Source organism: Amycolatopsis sp. NPDC051903, from assembly GCF_044452505.1.
Classification (GTDB): Bacteria; Actinomycetota; Actinomycetes; order Mycobacteriales; family Pseudonocardiaceae; genus Amycolatopsis.
In genome coordinates this window covers 38,776-54,244 of the sequence record NZ_JBITBT010000039.1, presented here as the reverse complement: position 1 = coordinate 54,244, position 15,469 = coordinate 38,776, and the positions used below count along the sequence as shown (strand labels likewise).

Annotated in this window: 17 protein-coding genes; 9 read left to right on the top strand and 8 right to left on the bottom strand. The window is 74.1% G+C overall.

Features of this window, described 5'->3' with window-relative positions:
- Positions 1 to 32 precede the first annotated feature (32 nt).
- Entirely contained in the window at positions 33 to 875 is an 843-nt protein-coding gene (locus ACIA77_RS43060) for a helix-turn-helix domain-containing protein (RefSeq protein WP_395891939.1), read from the top strand.
- Between the two features lie 12 nt (positions 876 to 887).
- On the opposite strand, the gene ACIA77_RS43055 is transcribed toward ACIA77_RS43060, so the two are convergent.
- A complete protein-coding gene (locus tag ACIA77_RS43055) occupies positions 888 to 2,357 on the bottom strand; it encodes an amidase (protein WP_395891938.1) in 1,470 nt (489 codons plus the stop codon).
- Positions 2,358 to 2,515: 158 nt separating this feature from the next.
- On the opposite strand from ACIA77_RS43055, the gene ACIA77_RS43050 reads away from it, so the two are divergent.
- From ACIA77_RS43050 to ACIA77_RS43035, 4 genes are read left to right on the top strand one after another with little or no spacing between them, the layout of a single operon-like run.
- The gene (locus ACIA77_RS43050; RefSeq protein WP_395891937.1) at positions 2,516 to 3,025 is read left to right on the top strand and encodes a methylated-DNA--[protein]-cysteine S-methyltransferase; all 510 of its coding nucleotides are present in this window, start codon (positions 2,516 to 2,518) and stop codon (positions 3,023 to 3,025) included.
- 11 nt (positions 3,026 to 3,036) lie between these two features.
- A complete protein-coding gene (locus ACIA77_RS43045; protein WP_395891936.1) occupies positions 3,037 to 3,525 on the top strand; it encodes an RNA polymerase sigma factor in 489 nt (162 codons plus the stop codon).
- Positions 3,522 to 4,121 carry a methylated-DNA--[protein]-cysteine S-methyltransferase gene (locus ACIA77_RS43040; protein ID WP_395891935.1) on the top strand — a complete coding sequence of 200 codons (600 nt, stop codon included), beginning with the start codon at positions 3,522 to 3,524 and terminating at the stop codon, positions 4,119 to 4,121. Before ACIA77_RS43045 ends, ACIA77_RS43040 begins: the two co-directional genes overlap by 4 nt.
- A gap of 37 nt (positions 4,122 to 4,158) precedes the next feature.
- Entirely contained in the window at positions 4,159 to 4,809 is a 651-nt protein-coding gene (locus tag ACIA77_RS43035) for a response regulator (RefSeq protein WP_395891975.1), read from the top strand.
- Here ACIA77_RS43035 and ACIA77_RS43030 read toward each other — a convergent pair whose 3' ends face one another.
- Positions 4,810 to 5,622: a hypothetical protein gene (locus ACIA77_RS43030; RefSeq protein ID WP_395891934.1), complete on the bottom strand. Its 813-nt coding sequence runs from the start codon at positions 5,620 to 5,622 to the stop codon at positions 4,810 to 4,812.
- Positions 5,623 to 6,342: 720 nt separating this feature from the next.
- Here ACIA77_RS43030 and ACIA77_RS43025 point away from each other — a divergent pair.
- A complete protein-coding gene (locus ACIA77_RS43025; protein ID WP_395891933.1) occupies positions 6,343 to 6,945 on the top strand; it encodes a hypothetical protein in 603 nt (200 codons plus the stop codon).
- 40 nt (positions 6,946 to 6,985) lie between these two features.
- Positions 6,986 to 7,279, top strand: a complete 294-nt coding sequence (locus tag ACIA77_RS43020; RefSeq protein WP_395891932.1) for a hypothetical protein — start codon at positions 6,986 to 6,988, stop codon at positions 7,277 to 7,279.
- 34 nt (positions 7,280 to 7,313) lie between these two features.
- Here the strand turns inward: ACIA77_RS43020 and ACIA77_RS43015 are convergent, their stop codons facing one another.
- Both ACIA77_RS43015 and ACIA77_RS43010 read right to left on the bottom strand, forming a co-directional pair.
- Positions 7,314 to 7,532 (bottom strand): hypothetical protein, encoded by a 219-nt coding sequence (locus ACIA77_RS43015; protein ID WP_395891931.1) that lies wholly within the window; start codon positions 7,530 to 7,532, stop codon positions 7,314 to 7,316.
- A gap of 185 nt (positions 7,533 to 7,717) precedes the next feature.
- On the bottom strand, positions 7,718 to 8,335 hold the full coding sequence (locus ACIA77_RS43010; RefSeq protein WP_395891930.1) for a TetR/AcrR family transcriptional regulator: 618 nt from the start codon (positions 8,333 to 8,335) through the stop codon (positions 7,718 to 7,720).
- Between the two features lie 88 nt (positions 8,336 to 8,423).
- On the opposite strand from ACIA77_RS43010, the gene ACIA77_RS43005 reads away from it, so the two are divergent.
- Positions 8,424 to 9,260 carry an SDR family NAD(P)-dependent oxidoreductase gene (locus tag ACIA77_RS43005; protein WP_395891929.1) on the top strand — a complete coding sequence of 279 codons (837 nt, stop codon included), beginning with the start codon at positions 8,424 to 8,426 and terminating at the stop codon, positions 9,258 to 9,260.
- 15 nt (positions 9,261 to 9,275) lie between these two features.
- Here the strand turns inward: ACIA77_RS43005 and ACIA77_RS43000 are convergent, their stop codons facing one another.
- The gene (locus ACIA77_RS43000) at positions 9,276 to 9,842 is read right to left on the bottom strand and encodes a TetR/AcrR family transcriptional regulator (RefSeq protein ID WP_395891928.1); all 567 of its coding nucleotides are present in this window, start codon (positions 9,840 to 9,842) and stop codon (positions 9,276 to 9,278) included.
- A 97-nt stretch (positions 9,843 to 9,939) separates the two neighbouring features.
- On the opposite strand from ACIA77_RS43000, the gene ACIA77_RS42995 reads away from it, so the two are divergent.
- Complete coding sequence (locus ACIA77_RS42995) at positions 9,940 to 10,893, top strand: SDR family NAD(P)-dependent oxidoreductase (RefSeq protein ID WP_395891927.1); 954 nt, start codon at positions 9,940 to 9,942, stop codon at positions 10,891 to 10,893.
- Positions 10,894 to 10,941: 48 nt separating this feature from the next.
- On the opposite strand, the gene ACIA77_RS42990 is transcribed toward ACIA77_RS42995, so the two are convergent.
- The 3 genes from ACIA77_RS42990 to ACIA77_RS42980 form a co-directional block, all read right to left on the bottom strand.
- On the bottom strand, positions 10,942 to 11,778 hold the full coding sequence (locus ACIA77_RS42990) for an alpha/beta fold hydrolase (protein ID WP_395891926.1): 837 nt from the start codon (positions 11,776 to 11,778) through the stop codon (positions 10,942 to 10,944).
- Positions 11,779 to 12,221: 443 nt separating this feature from the next.
- Positions 12,222 to 14,717: an FtsX-like permease family protein gene (locus tag ACIA77_RS42985; protein WP_395891925.1), complete on the bottom strand. Its 2,496-nt coding sequence runs from the start codon at positions 14,715 to 14,717 to the stop codon at positions 12,222 to 12,224.
- Positions 14,717 to 15,448, bottom strand: coding sequence for an ABC transporter ATP-binding protein (locus ACIA77_RS42980; protein ID WP_395891974.1), 732 nt, complete (start codon positions 15,446 to 15,448; stop codon positions 14,717 to 14,719). Before ACIA77_RS42980 ends, ACIA77_RS42985 begins: the two co-directional genes overlap by 1 nt.
- Positions 15,449 to 15,469: the final 21 nt, after the last annotated feature.

Here is a 15,469-nt window from a genome sequence, read left to right as displayed (position 1 = left end):
CGCGCGGCCGGTGGTTTGCGAGACTGGGTGCCGTGAACCACCCGGACGAGCTCGCGAAGACGTTGCGGGGATGGCGGGAACGGCTGGTACCCGGCCGGGCCGGCTTGCCGGTGCACGGGCAGCGGCGGGCGCGGGGCCTGCGGCGCGAGGAGCTGGCGGCGCTCGCCGGGCTCGCGGCCGACCACGTCGTGCGACTGGAGCAGGGCCGGGCGGCCGCGCCGGCGGTCCAGGTGTGCGTGGCACTCGCGCGGGCGCTGCGGTTGTCGGACGCGGAGCAGGAACGGTTGTTCCGGCTCGCCGGTCACGAGCTCGGTGGCGGCCGGGTGCCGCGCCTGGTGCCGGAGAGCACGCGGCGCCTGCTCGAACGGCTCGACGACCACCCGATCGCGGTGCACGACGCGATGTGGACGCTCATCGCGTGGAACCGGCCGTGGGCCGCGCTCATGGGCGAGCCCGCGGCCCGCGACGACGACCGCAACGCGGTGTGGCGGCACTTCGCCGCCCGCCCGACCCGCACGCGCCTGACCCCGGCCGAACGCGCCGAGTTCGAACACGCCCTCGTCGCCGATCTGCGGCTGGCGCAGGAGCGCTACCCGCGCGAACCCGACCTGACCGCGCTGCTGGGCCGGCTCGCCTCGGTCAGCACCGGCTTCCGCGCGTTGTGGGATTCGCAGCCCGCCGACGGGCAGCAGCCCGCGGGGCTGACCGTCGAGCACCCGGACGTCGGCCGCCTCGACCTCGACCGCGACGTGCTCGCCAGCCGCCACGGCGACCTGCGCATCGTGGTCTGCACCGCCCGCCCCGGCACGGAGTCCGCGGCGAAGCTCGCGTTGCTCGGCGCGCTCGGCTTCGACGCCATGGCCCCGCCCGGCTGACCCCGCTGCCGGTCAGCGGCGGTCGAGGTCCGGAGCGGTGAAACCGCCGATCTCGGCTTCCAGCAGTTCGGCCAGCCGCAGCGTCGTGCGGTCGCCGTACATCGGGCCGATGAGCTGGACGCCGACGGGCAGGCCGGCGGCGTCGGGCCCGGTCGGGATGACCGTGGCGGGCAGGCCGGGCAGGGTGGCGAGGCCGGCCCACACGAGCTGGTCGCCGTAGGGGTGCTCGGTGCCGTCGATCGTGATGGTGCGCCGGTCCTGGTGCGGCGACTGGTCGTGCGGGAACGCCGGCGTGGGCGAGACCGGGCAGACGACGGCGTCGTACTCGGCGAACACCGCGCGCCAGGCGTGGCGGTGCCCTTCGCGGGCGAGGTCGGCGGCGAACCAGTCGCGGTGGCTCAGCCGGGCGCCACGCACCCGAGCGGCGACGAGGCTGTCGTCGGCGGGGTCGAGGCCCGCGGCCAGAGCTCCGAACCGTTCGTAGATCTCGGCGGGGTAGCTCGCGCCGAAGACGGAGAACAGCAGCCGCAGGTAGAGCCGCGCCGCCTCGCCGAGATCCGGCAGGACGGGGCTGCTGTGGTCGACACGCGCGCCGGCGGCCGTGAGGGCGCCGGCGACGCGGGCGAGGCCGGCGCGCACGCTCGCCGACGTCGCGATGTCCGGGTGGTCCGCGAGCACGAGCACGCGGAAGTCGCCGAGCCGGTCGTGGCGCGCGGGTGGCAGCCGCAGCTCGTACGCGGCGCCGAGCGTGAGCGGATCGGGTTCGGCCAGCACGTCGAGCAGCACACCGAGGTCGGCCGCGCTGCGCGCCATCGGCCCGATCACGCCCAGGTCCACCTCGGCCGTCAGCGGGGGAGCGGGCGGTGGCGTGTGGCCGCGCGTGGGCACCAGCCGGAACGTCGGTTTGTGCGCGTGGACGCCGCAGAAGTGCGCGGGCGTCCGCAGCGATCCGCCGATGTCCGAACCGATCGACAGCGCCCCGAACCCGGCGGCGAGTGCGGCCGCCGACCCGCCTGACGAACCGCCGGGCGAGCGGCCGAGGTCCCACGGGTTGGCCGTGGTGCCGTAGGTGTCGTTGTAGCTCTGCAGATCACCCAGGGCCAGCGGCACGTTGGTCTTGCCGAGCACCACCGCCCCCGCCGCCTTCAGCCGAGCGACCGCCAGCGCGTCCTCGGCCGGGGTGAAGCTCGCGAACTGCGGGAAACCCCACGTGGTCGGCAGGCCGGCGACGTTGAACGATTCCTTGACCGTCATCGGCACGCCGAGCAGCGGCCCGTCCTCGCCCCGGGCGCGCGCGGCGTCGGCGGCCCGTGCGGCGGCGAGGGCGCGGTCGAAGTCGGGCACGCAGATCGCGTTGACCTCGCCGTCGTGCTTCGCGATGCGCTCGATCGCCGATTCGGCCAGCTCGACGGCCGTCACCTCACCCGCCCGCAACGCCGCCGCGAGCTGCCCGGCCGACAGCAGGTTCCGGTCCGTGCCCATGCGTTCCTCCCGCTGCCGTGAGCCGACGTGCGGACCGAGGCTAGTCCGCGCCGTCGCTATCGTGGCCCGTGGTGCTGCCGTCGTGGTCCGGGCGGACCTCACACTTCGGCGCGCCCACGCGTCTACGGGGTGTGACGCGAGGAGAAGGGAACGGGGACATGGGCGTTCGGCACGCTGTCGCGGCTTCGCCGGTCGGCGAACTGACGCTGGTCGCGGACGGCACGGCCCTGGTGGGGCTGTACTTCGAGGGCCACAAGCGCGAACCGCGCCTGATGAGCCTGGGGCCGCGCGTGGCCGGGAGCGATCCGGTCTTCGCCGCGGCGATCAGCCAGCTGACCGAGTACTTCGCGGGCGAGCGACGGGATTTCGACCTCGAGCTGGCACCGCGCGGCTCGGACTTCGAACGCAAGGTGTGGGGCCTGCTCACGAAGATCCCGTACGGCGAGAAGCGCACGTACGGTGAGCTCGCCGCCGAACTCGGTGACCCGGGGGCCGCGCAGGCCGTGGGCAACGCGAACGGCTGGAACCCGATCAGCATCGTCGTGCCGTGCCACCGAGTGGTCGGCGCCAGCGGCGGGCTCACCGGGTACGCGGGTGGCGTCGACCGCAAGCGGTTCCTGCTCAGCCTGGAGGAGCCGGCCGCCGAAGACGACGGCAGGTTGTTCTGAAAGCGCGCGGCGTGCGGCCCTTCGACGAGGTCGTCCAGGAGCACGGCGCGATGGTGCTGCGGGTCTGCCGCGCCGTGGTGGGCCCGCACGACGCCGAGGACGCGTGGTCCGAGACGTTCCTGTCCGCGCTCAAGGCCTATCCGGACCTGCCCGCCGACGCGAACGTCGCGGCGTGGCTCGTGACGATCGCGCACCGCAAGGCCGTGGACGTCACGCGGGCCCGCGCCCGGCACGCGGTCCCGGTGGAGCACCCGCCGGACGAGCCGAGCCGCACCGGCCGCCCCGAGGACTGGGACGGCGACCTGTGGGACGCGCTCGCCGCGTTGCCGGACAAGCAGCGCGCGGCCGTCGCGTACCACTACCTCGGCGGGTTCCCGTACGAGGAGGTCGCCGCCATCACCGGCGGCACCGCGGCCGCCGCGCGCCGGGCGGCCGCCGACGGCGTGAAGGCGCTGCGGGCGGCGTCCCGCCGCGGCGAGCTGGAAGGAGCAGCGCCATGACCACCGACCTCTTCGCCGCGCTGCCGGCGACCGACGAAGCCGTGCAGGTGCGCCTGCGTGCCCGGCTGACGGCCGCAGCGGACCGTGAAGGACTGCTCGACGTCGCGTACCGCACCGTCGATTCGCCCGTCGGCCCGCTGCTGCTCGCCGCGACCGGCGCCGGCCTCGTGCGCGTCGCGTTCTCCGTGGAGGACCACGACGCGGTGCTCGAATCGCTGGCCGGGGAGATCAGCCCGCGGATCCTCGCGGCCCCGGCGCGGCTCGACCCCGTCGCGCGGGAGCTCGACGAATATTTCACCGGCCACCGGCACGAGTTCGACGTCGACGTGGACTTCCGGCTGGCGAAGGGCTTCCGGCGCGAAGTGCTGCAGCACCTCGCCGAGATCCCGTACGGCGGCACGCGCAGCTACGCGCAAGTCGCGGCGGCAGCGGGCAGTCCCAAGGCCGTGCGGGCCGTCGGCACCGCGTGCGCGCGCAACCCGGTGCCGCTCGTCGTGCCGTGCCACCGCGTGGTGCGCTCCGACGGCAGCGCCGGTCGCTACCGCGGTGGCGAGGAGGCGAAGCGGGTTCTGCTCGCCCTGGAAGCGGCTGCCTGACGCGTAGGCTGAGCCGGTGGACGGACCTGATCCCGGGGTGATCAAGGTCTTCCTCGTCGACGACCACGAGCTGGTGCGCCGCGGAGTCGCGGACCTCGTGGAGGACGAGGAAGACCTCACCGTGGCGGGTCAGGCCGCCTCGGCCGCCGAGGCGCTGGCGCGGATTCCCGCCGTACGCCCGGACGTCGCCGTGCTCGACGTGCGCCTGCCCGACGGCGACGGCGTGCGGCTGTGCCGAGACCTGCGGGCCACGCTGCCGGGCCTGCGGTGCTTGATGCTCACGTCCTACACCGACGAGGAGTCGATGGTCGACGCCGTGCTCGCGGGCGCCGACGGGTACGTCATCAAGGACATCGAGGGGCTGCGGCTCATCGACGCCGTGCGCCGCGTGGCCGCCGGGCGCAACCTGCTCGACGACCGCGCGGTGGCCGCGCTGGTGGGAAAGCTGCGCGAGGGCACGCGCCACCCCGGCCCGCTGGCCGCGCTCACCGAGCAGGAACGCGTGCTGCTGGACCTCATCGGCGAAGGCCTCACCAACCGGCAGATCGCCGAACGGATGTTCCTGGCGGAGAAAACGGTGAAGAACTACGTGTCGCGGCTGCTGGCGAAGCTCGGCGTCGAACGGCGGACCCAGGCGGCTGTGCTCGTCACCGCCGTCCACGACGAGAAGCGGCGCACCCCCGGCTGATCACGGCCGGACTTCGCTCGTCACGACGGTTTCCAGCGGGGCCTGCTCGGGCACCGGCACGGGGGCGCCGTGGCCCAGGCGCAGCAGGACCTGCGGCCACAGCCCGCCGCCGAGCAGGCCGCGCAGTTCGCGGCGGCTCGCCGGCGTCAGCACGTCGGTCCAGTGGGCCGCCGACAGACCCGCGACCGTCGCGGTGAGCAGCACGCGTTGCACGGCCTGGCCCGCGTGCAGCTGCGCGAGCGGGGTGTCGTGGAGCGAGCCGACGGCCACGAGCAACCGCTCGGGTGCCAGGTCGAAGCCGCTGGAATCCGAGCGCCGCAGGATTTCCCGCAGCCGGGGGAGGTGTTCGGGGCCGATCGTGGCGAGCCACGCGCGTTCGAGCTCCGCGGCGCGGCGCAGTTCGCGGTGCAGCGCCGGTGGCACGACGGCGGTCGTGAACGGGCTGCGGTTGCCGCGGCGGATGCGGATGGCTCCGGCGAGCCGCCGGTCGATCGGCGTCACCGGCTCGAGCCCGCGCGGGCGCACCACCGCCAGCAGATCGGGCCGGCTCCGGGCGGGCAGCAGGCGCACGTCGGGGTGGCAGCCCTGGGCTTTCACCGCGAGCCGGAGGTTGAGCAGGGCCGCACCGCAGTCGAGCAACTGCCCGCGCCGGCCGTTGCGCGAAGGCGCGGCGTAGAGCTCGATCGAGGCCGGGGTGCAGCGGAACCGCCACGGGCAGCCCTCGTGCAGGGGCGGCGGGCTGGTCGCGGCGACGAGCACCGCCCGCACCTGGCGGGCGGTGAGCCGTCCGACGGGTCTGACTCCGGCCTTCACGGCGCCACCTCTCGTGCACGTCCGTCGTTCACCGTGCGCTCTTCCGCGGGCCCGGGCTAGTGCCGAACGTCCCGCGTGGCGGGTCCAAGGGTCGCCGATGACGGGTGACCCCGGGGCCGGTTTCTCGTGCCAGAGTGGGGGGATGCCGGACGTCGACGACCGGAGCGCGGGCACGGCCCGGGCCGGGGAACGGGACCGGACGGCGGCGCTGCTCGCCACGGTCCCCGGGGCCCCCTCGCGCCTGGAACCGGCCCTCGCGCTGCGCCGGATCGTTGCCACCACGGCGAATCTCGTCGGCGCGGGGCGCGGGGCGCTCGCGGCGGGGGATCACCACGGAGCCACCGCGGGCTTGGCCGGGCGGGTGTCCCTGACGGGCAAGAACCCGGGCGAGTGCTTCACCGACGAAGCCGATCAGGCGTTGGCCGTTCGCGCGGCTGCCTCGCCGGCTGCCGGGGGCAGCGCGGTGCGCGGGGCACCTCGTGGTCGACGTGCCGGACCCGGGACGGGCTCCCGCGCTTCGAGCGGCGGGCCACCGCGTCCGGCGGCACTTTCCGGGCCGAGCGCCCGCACCCGGGCCGCACGCGTCTCGTGTGGACGGTGCGGGGCGCCGTCCGGTGGCCGGAGCGGCGCCGTGCGGGCGCGGCCCGGCCCTCGACGTCCGCTCGTCCGTCCACATCGGACCGGACGCGGCGGGCCGAGTTGCGGCAGGAGGCAAGACCGATGAGCACGTCGGCGGAGTGGTTCAGGCGGATGCGCCGCGCCCTGTTCGCCCGGCACGGTGGCCTGGCCCGGCCGTCGGACCGGTTCCAGGCGGTGGTCCTCGCCGTCTTCGTGGTGCTGGCCCTCGTGGCGGTGCCCATCGCCATCGGGCTCGGCTCGGACACCGCAGCACAGCGCAGCCGGCAGGCCGCCGAGGAAGCGGCCGCACGCCACCAGATCACCGCGACGCTGCTCGTCGACGCGTCTCCCGACGACGCCGCGATCGGCCCCGACGGCGTCCCGGCCGGTCCCAGCCCGCGCGACGCCCGCTGGCGGCTTCCCGACGGCGGCTACCGAGTGGGCCAGGTCGACGCCGACTTGCAGGTCCACGCCGGGCAGACGGTCCCGATCTGGGTGGACCGCGCCGGCAACCTCGTGCCTCCGCCGATCGAGCGGCGCACGGCTGTGGTCGAGGGCGTGCTGACCGGGGTCGGTGTGTGGGCCGGGTCCTGCGCGGCGCTGGCTCTGCTCTACGGCGGGCTCGTCCTCGGCCTGGACCGGCACCGGCTCAAGCGCTGGCAGCACGAGTGGACTGTCGAACTCGACCGGAGAACACCATCGTGACCGGCTCCGGCCGGTCCTCCGCAGGAAGGCGGGAATCCCCATGCTCACCCTGTCCCCGTCCGCCACGGAAGCCATCGACCGGCTCACCGTGACCTACCAGGTCGGCCCGCGCGGCGGCTTCCGGCTCAGCCTGGCCGGTCCGCCCGAGCAAGGGTGCGCCGTCGACGTCGAAGCCGCGCCGTGGCCGCGCGGGGACGACGACGTGGTCGCGTTCGACGAGACCCAGTTCTTCCTGTCGCGCGAAGCCCGGGAGGGGCTCAACGAGAAGATCCTCGACGCCCGGGAGGACTACGAGGGCCACTACACTTTCTCGATCGTCAACGCCGGGTGCTGACCCGCCGCGGCGGAAACCGGTTGCGGGAAACCGGTTACGAGGGCTCGCGGGGGGAGGGCATCGTCCCCGCGGCCGGGGGTTCCGGCGGCTCGGCTGTCCGCTGTGGACCGTCGTGGCGCGAGAGGCCGCGCAGGCGGTCGATCATGCGGTTCGCCTCCGCTTCGGTGAACCGGCCCTGGCGGGCGTAGCCCATGATGGCGACCACCGTGCTCACGTGCGGCTCGGCGATGCCGGTAAGATCGACGGAGTCCATGGCCCCCCCTCGTCAGGCGCGTCCGCCGGGGGCAGGGGCGGCGCACTTCGCACCCTACGCCGGTCTGGGTGCGTCAGGCCGAATCGCGGCAAACCTTTCAGCGCAACGATTTCAACGCACACGCACAGTGAGGATGCCGACAGGGCAAGGAAAAACGGCGCCGACGTGCAGGAAACCGGGCTGGATCAAGGGTTCTGCGTAGGTGCGACCGCGGACATCGCGTGATCGAGGCAATCCGCGAACGTGGCTTTCGCGCCGCCGGCGAGCCACGCGTGCTGCGCGGCGAGCAGGCACGCGAACGCGGCGCCGATCACCGCGCGCGGGGCCGGGTCGGCGGGCTGGTACGGCGTTCCCCGTAGCCCGGCCCGTTCACGCAGCGCGACCTCGGCCGCGGATTCCATGCGCTGCAGCTTCTCGAGGTAACTCGCCAGCAGGGCCGGGGTCGCGAACACGATGCGCTGCATGGGTTCGGCGACCTCGTGCTTGCCGGGGGCGTCGACGTAGGGGACGAGCAGGTCGAACGCCCGTCGCAGCGACTCCCACACGAGCTCGTCGAGCGGGCGCTCCCGCAGCCGCTCGACCATCGTGTCGGCCAGCACCTCGAACTTGCCGACGATCAGGTCTTCCTTGGTGGGGAAGTAGCGGAACAGGCTGCGCCGCGACAGGCCGGCTGCCTCGGCGACGTCGTCCATCGTCGTGCGTTCGTAACCGTGCTCGACGAACAGCCGCTGCGCGGCCTCGGTGATGTCCTGCTGGACTGCCCGGCGGGTCCGTTCTCGCAGGCCGGGGCGGTGTTCGTTCACCGGCGCCACCCTAGCAGGCGGGGCAGAGTTGGCACTGAGTGCCAAGCGTGGCGTACAGTGCCGGTCATCGACCCCGTGAAGGAGTGCCATGTCCCCGAAGACGATCGTGATCACCGGCGCCAGTGACGGCATCGGCGCCGCCGCGGCCCGCGAACTGCACGGGCGCGGTCACCGCGTGGTGGTCGTCGGGCGGTCGCCCGCCAAGACCGCGGCCATCGCCGGGGAGCTCGGCGTGGACCACCACGTCGCCGACTTCACCCGCTTCGCCGAGGTCCGCGAGCTGGCCGCCGCGCTCGACGCGGCGTACCCGCGCATCGACGTGCTCGTGAACAACGCGGGCGGCGTGTTCGGCGACCGCGCGAAGACCGAGGACGGGTTCGAGCAGACCGTGCAGATCAACCACCTGTCGCCGTTCCTGCTCACCACGCTGCTGATGGACAAGCTGCTCGCGTCGCGCGCGTCGGTGATCCAGACGGCCAGCTCCGGCGCCCGGCTCTTCGGCGACCTGCGCCTCGACGACCTCGACCACGACGCCGCCTACACCCCGCACAAGGCCTACGGCACCGCCAAGCTCGAGAACATCCTGTTCACCCGCGAGCTGCACAAGCGGTTCCACGCCCGCGGACTCTCGTCGGCCGCGTTCCACCCCGGCACCGTCGCGACGCGGTTCGCCACCGGCAGCGCGAGCTTCATGCGCCTCGTCTACACCAACCCGATCGGCCGGCTGGTCATGCTCAGCCCGGAGAAGGGTGCGCGGCAGCTGGTGTGGCTCGCGACCGCGGTGCCGGGCACGGACTGGGAATCCGGCGCGTACTACGAACGCGGCCGCGTCGCGCGCCGGCTGAACCCGCAGGCGAAGGACGACGACCTCGCGCGCCGCTTGTGGGACCGCTCGGCCGAGCTGGTCGGGGTCAGCGTCGGCTGACCGCGCGGGTGGGGTTCACCGCGGCCGCAGTCCGGCCACGACCAGGTCGAGCAGCCGTGAGGCGAGTGCCCGCTGGTCCTCGTGGCCGGCGATGAGCGTGACGCCGCCGATCGCCATCATCACGTCGTCCGCCGGGACGTCGGCGCGCAGCGTCCCGGCGTCGGCCGCGGCGGTCAGCATGCGCTCGATCGCCGCGCGCAGGAGGTCGCGGCTGTGCGTGCGCAGGCCTTCGCGTGCGGCGAGGATGCCCGGCAGTGCTTCGGCCATGCCGTTCTTCGTGAGCATGTAGCCGACGAACTGGTCCATCCACGCCCGCAGGGCCGCGTCGGGTGGCAGTTCGGCGAGGAGGCCGGCGGCCGAGCCGGCCAGGCGCTCGGTCTCGCTGCGGTAGGTCGCCTCGACCAGGTCCTCGCGGGCCGGGAACCGCCGGTACAGCGTGGCGATGCCGACGCCGGCTTCCTTCGCGATGGCCTTGAGCGAGGTGTCGGCGCCCTGCTGGGAAAACGCGCGCGCCGCGGCTTCGAGGATGCGGTCCTGGTTCTCCCGTGCGTCGGCGCGCAACGATCGTCCCGTGTCCGCCACACCACTCTCCCTTGCTAAGTGGAACCAGCTCCGGTTACGGTCGTAAGTGGAACCGGCTCCGCATAACAGGCTAGCGGAGCGGAGAGAGGACAGCACCATGACCCAGCGCAGCACGACACCGTTCGGGGCGACGGCCACCGCCGCCGAGGTGATCGCGGGGGTCGACCTGACCGGCCGGCGCGCGATCGTGACCGGCGCCGCGTCGGGGATCGGGGCGGAGACCGCCCGGGCACTGGCGTCGGCCGGCGCCGAGGTGACGCTCGCCGTGCGCGACACCGCGGCCGGCGACCGGGTGGCCCGGGAGATCACGACCGGCACGGGCAACGCGGCGGTCCACGTCGCCGCGCTCGACCTGGCCGATCCGGATTCGGTCGCCGCGTTCGTCGAGCAGTGGCGCGGACCGTTGCACGTCCTGGTGGCGAACGCCGGCGTGATGGCGACGCCCGAGCGCCGGACGGCGCAGGGCTGGGAACTGCAGTTCGCCACCAACCACCTCGGCCACTTCCAGCTCGCGACCGGCCTGCACGGTGCGCTCGCGGCGGCGGGCGGCGCCCGCGTGGTGGTGGTCAGCTCGGTCGGGCACGTGAACGGCGAAGTGCTCTTCGACGACGTGTCCTTCACGCGCACGCCCTACGACCCGTGGGTGGCCTACAGCCAGTCGAAGACGGCCAACGTGCTCTTCGCCGTCGCCGCCGCGCGGCGGTGGGCGGCGGACGGGATCGCGGTCAACGCGCTCAACCCCGGCCGCATCTGGTCGACGAACCTCGGGCGCCACAGGGAAAACCCGCCCACGGCGTTCGACCCCGCCGGCTCGACCGGCGTGTCGGAGAAGGACATCCCGCAGGGCGCCGCGACGTCGGTGCTGCTGGCCGCGTCGCCGCTCGTGGAGGGCGTCACCGGCAAGTACTTCGAAGACGGTCAGGAAGCGGAGCCCTACACCGCGGGCGTGCGGCGCGGGGTCGCGGACTACGCGCTCGACCCGGAGAAGGCCGACCGGCTCTGGACGCTGTCCGAGCGCCTGCTCGCCGAGGCGGGACACCCGGTGGGGTGACCGGGCTCCGGTGGGATGGCCGCGCGCCACCCCACCGGGCCGGGTGGCTCACTCGCGCAGGAACGTCAGCAGCTCGGCGTTGAACGTCGCCGCGTGGGTGACGTTGAGGCCGTGCGGGGCGTCGGCGACGAGCACCAGGCGGGCGTCCTTCACCGTCTCGGCGGTGCGCTTGCCGCTGATCTCGAACGGCACGATCGCGTCGGAGTCACCGTGGATCACCAGCGTCGGGATGGTGAACGCCTTGAGGTCCTCACGGAAGTCCGTGTTCGTGAACGCGGTGGTGCAGTCGAGCGTGCCCTTCGGCGACGCGAACGCGGCGATCGCGGTGTTGTACGCGTGCACCGACGGGCTGACCAGGTCGGTGCGGCCCTTCACCGCGAAGAAGTTCGTGACGAACCCTTCGACGAACGCCGGGCGGTCGGCGCGGATGCCGTCGTGGAACGACGTGAGCAGCGCGTCGTCGAAGCCGCCCTCCGGGTTGCCGTCTTCCTTGTGCAGGAACGGCGGGACGGCCGCGGCGAACACGGCCTTGGCGATCCGGCTGGTGCCGTAGCGGCCGACGTAGCGGGCGACCTCGCCGCCGCCCATCGAGAACCCGACGAGCGTGACCTCGGTCAGGTCGAGCGCGGTGAGCAGCTTGTCGAGGTCGTCGGCGAAGGTGTCGTAGTCGTAGCCCTCCCACGGCTGCGACGACTGCCCGAAGCCGCGGCGGTCGTAGGTGATCACGCGGTAGCCGTCTTCGACGAGCGCCGGCACCTGGGCCTCCCAGGAGCGGCCCGACAGCGGCCAGCCGTGGATCAGCACGACCGGGCGCCCGGCGCCGCGGTCTTCGTAGAACAGCTCGACCGGTGCTCCGTTCTCTTCACCGACGGTCAGCTTGGGCATGAGGTGTCCTTCCCTCCAGGAAACGATGTGGGTCCGGCACTCCGGGCGGTGGCCCCGTTGCCGGCGCCGGTGCTGCCGAGGGGAACCGTAGTCCCACCATGTGGCCGGGCGGCAGTCCCGCCAACGGAGTAATTTTGCGAATACTTCCGGGACGCGTCCGTTCGGGTGACCGGGTTTCCTTGTCTCCCACGGGTTTCGGCTGGCACGCGCGTTTTTTCACCGCCGTCGCAGCTCCCGGCCGGTGTCCCGATCTGTGGCTTGATCGGCACGCTCGCGTGGTCCGACCACTCTGGACGGTCGCGCGATTTCGGACGCGGCGGGACGATTCCGGGGTGCGGGGGAACCGGCCCCCTGGGTGGGGAACCGGTTCCCCGTTTGCCCGGGGTTCCCGATAGTGCCCTGGTTTCCGGGTACGAACGGGCGTCCTCAGTGGACGGCGCGCCTCACGCCGCGGCCATGCCCGCGGTGAGCGAGCCCCGGGCCGCGCGCCGCGCGGGCAGGGCGGCCGCGAGCGGGGCGGCCAGCACGGCGGCCGCGAGCAGCACCCCGAGCCGGGCCGACGGCAGCGTGAACAGGACCGGTTCGGCGGCGGTCGACGCGACGCGCGTGATCAGCCACGCCGAGCCGACGCCGAGCAGCAGCCCGCACGCCGCGCCGAACACGGCGACGAACACCGACTCCGCGGTGAGCGTCGCGCGCAGCCCGCCGCGGGTGAGGCCGAGTGCGCGCAGGAGCGCCGACTCGCGCGTGCGTTCGAGCACCGACAGCGAGAGCGTGTTGGCGATGCCGGCGAACGCGATCAGCACGGCGAGCGCCGTGAGCGCCCACAGCAGGTCGAGCGTGCTGCGCAGCGGCGCCGACAGCTGGTCCTCGAGGTCGGCGATCGTGTTCACCTGCGCCAGGGGAGCGGCCGCGAGCGCGTGGTCCAGCCCCGCTCGGACGCGGTCGGTGTCGGCGCCGGCCGCGACCTTCACGAGCACGCTGCCGTCGTGCTCGCTGTCCGCGAGCGCGACGTGGGGCAGCTCCCCGAGGTCGACGAGCCCGAGCCCGAGACTGGCGCCGGGCGCGTCGACGCTGTCGTACACCGCGACGACCCGCAGCGACCCGGACGACGTGCGCACCGGCTGACCGACGGACAACCCGGTCTCCTCGGCCAGCTGCCGGCTCACGGCGAGTTCGCCGGGGCCCAGCCGGTCGAGCCGCCCGGCCAGGACGACCGGCTTCAGCAGCGTGCCCACCGCGTCGCCGCGCACGGCGGTCATGCCGTACGCGCCGAGTTTGCCGAGGTCGCCGGTGAACTCGGTGACCGGCGCGGCCGCCGCGACCCCCGGTACCGCGGCGAGCGTCGCGGGCAGCGTCGACGGCAGCTGCTGCCCGTTCACCACGGACGTCACGGTGAACTCCGCCGCCAGCTGCTGCTCGACGCCCCGGCCCTGGCCCGCTTCGACTCCGGCGGTCACGGTCGTCACGAGCGCCACCACGGCCAGCCCGATCGTGAGGGCGGCCGCGGTCGCCGCCGTGCGCCGCGGGTTGCGGTCCGCGTTGAGCGCGGCGAGTTTCGCGGGCTCACCCAGCACCGGCCCGGTCACGGAGCCGAGCACCCGCACGACCGGGCCGGCCAGCAGCGGCCCGACGGCGAGGAGCGCGCCCAGGAGCGCGACCATCGCGACGACGGCCAGCACGGCACCGTCCTCGACCTCGGCGATCAGCGCCCCGATCGCCGCGGCGATCCCGGCGACCAGCAGCACGACCGCGGCGATCGTGCGGGGCCGGCCCGCGCGCGCCCGGCGGCCTTCGACCGGCGTCCGCATCGCCTCCACCGGGGCGACGCGCGTCGCGGTGCGTGCCGGTGGCACCGCCGCCAGCACCGTCACCACGACCCCGATCACCACCGCCAGCACGGCGGTCCGGGCCGACAGCGGCACGTACACCGGCGCACCCGGCTTCCCGGTGATCGCCTGCAGTGCCGCGGCGACCCCGAGCCCGCCGAACAACCCGGCGACCGACGCGACGAGCCCCACCGCACCGGCTTCCACCAGCACCGCGCCGAACACCTGCCGCTTCCCGGCGCCCACGCACCGCAGCAGCGCGAGCTCCTTCGCGCGCTGCGCCACGAGGATCGTGAACGAGTTGGCGATGACCATCGCCGCCACGACCATCGCGAGCACGGCGAACGCGGTGAAGAACTTCGTCAGCCCGGCCGAGTCCGGCGCCGCGTTCGAGAGCAGCTCCGAAGCGGCGTCCGCACCCGTCACCACGCGGACGCCCTTCCCCCCGACGGCCTGGTCCAGACCGGCGACGAGCGTGGCCGGCGCGACCCCCTGCGCCGCCCGGACCACGATCTCGTCGTAGGCCGCCTCGGGTGCCACCTGCCGCAGCCCCTCGGGTGTGAGCACCAGGTCCTCGGCGCCGATCCCCGCGTCGGCCGGCCGGCTGAAGGTGCCGACGAGGGTGAACGGGTGCGCTCCACCCTGCTGGTCGAACAGCGTCACGCGCTGCCCGAGCGTGAAGTCCGCGGCGGTGGTCTCCGCCATCGCGAGCTCACCGGGCTGCTGCGGGAACCGGCCGCCGACGAGGTCGAACGGCCGCAGCGCGGCGTCGGCGGGCAGCGCGATGGCACCCGCGTCCCGCGCGTGGCCGGTGGCGTCGCGCAGGGGAGCGCTGACGGTGGTGCGGCCCTCCGCCGCGGCCACGCCGGGCACCCCGCGCACCTTCGCGAGCAGGGCGTCGTCCAGACCACTGCCGCCGCCGCGGGTCTGATCGACGACCGCGTCGACCCCGCGGGTCTGGTAATTGACGGCGGCGCGCAGCCCGGCGCCGACGGCCGCGGACAGGATGAGCGAGCCGGACACGAAGGCCACCCCGAGGGCGATCGCGACGGCCGAGAGCAGCAGGCGCAGGGGCCGGGCCCGGACCCCCGCGGCGACGACGCGCAGCATCACGCCACCAGCCCGCTCAGCGCGGCCAGCACGGAGTCGGCCGTCGGGCGGGGCACGTGCGCGGCGACGCGGCCGTCGGCCAGCAGCACGCCGTGGTCGGTGTAGGACGCGGCGACCGGGTCGTGCGTCACCATCACCACCGTCTGGCCGAGTTCACGCACCGACGCGCGCAGGAAGCCGAGCACCTCCGCGCCCGAGCGCGAGTCGAGGTTGCCGGTGGGCTCGTCCGCGAACACCACCTCCGGCCGGCCCACCAGCGCGCGGGCGCACGCCACGCGCTGCTGCTGGCCACCGGACAGCTCCGCGGGGTGGTGGCGCAGGCGCTGGCGCAGTCCCAGCGCGTCGACGACCACGCGCAACCACGACGGGTCGGGCTTGCGGCCGGCCAGGCGCAGGCCGAGCAGGATGTTCTCCTCGGCGGTCATCGTCGGCAGCAGGTTGAACGCCTGGAACACGAAGCCGATCCGGTCGCGCCGCAGCCGCGTCAGCGCGGCGTCGGACAGGCCGGTGAGCTCGGTCCCGCCGATCCGGACGCTGCCGGAGTCGACCGTGTCCAGCCCGGCGAGGCAGTGCATCAGCGTCGACTTGCCGGACCCCGAAGGGCCCAGCACGGACGTGAACCGCCGCACCGGGAAGTCGACGGACACGTGGTCCAGTGCCCGCACCGCCGTGTCCCCGCGGCCGTGGACCTTGAGGACGCCGCGGACGCCCGCCGCGACGGGACCGTCCATTGTGCTTGGTTGCATGAGTTC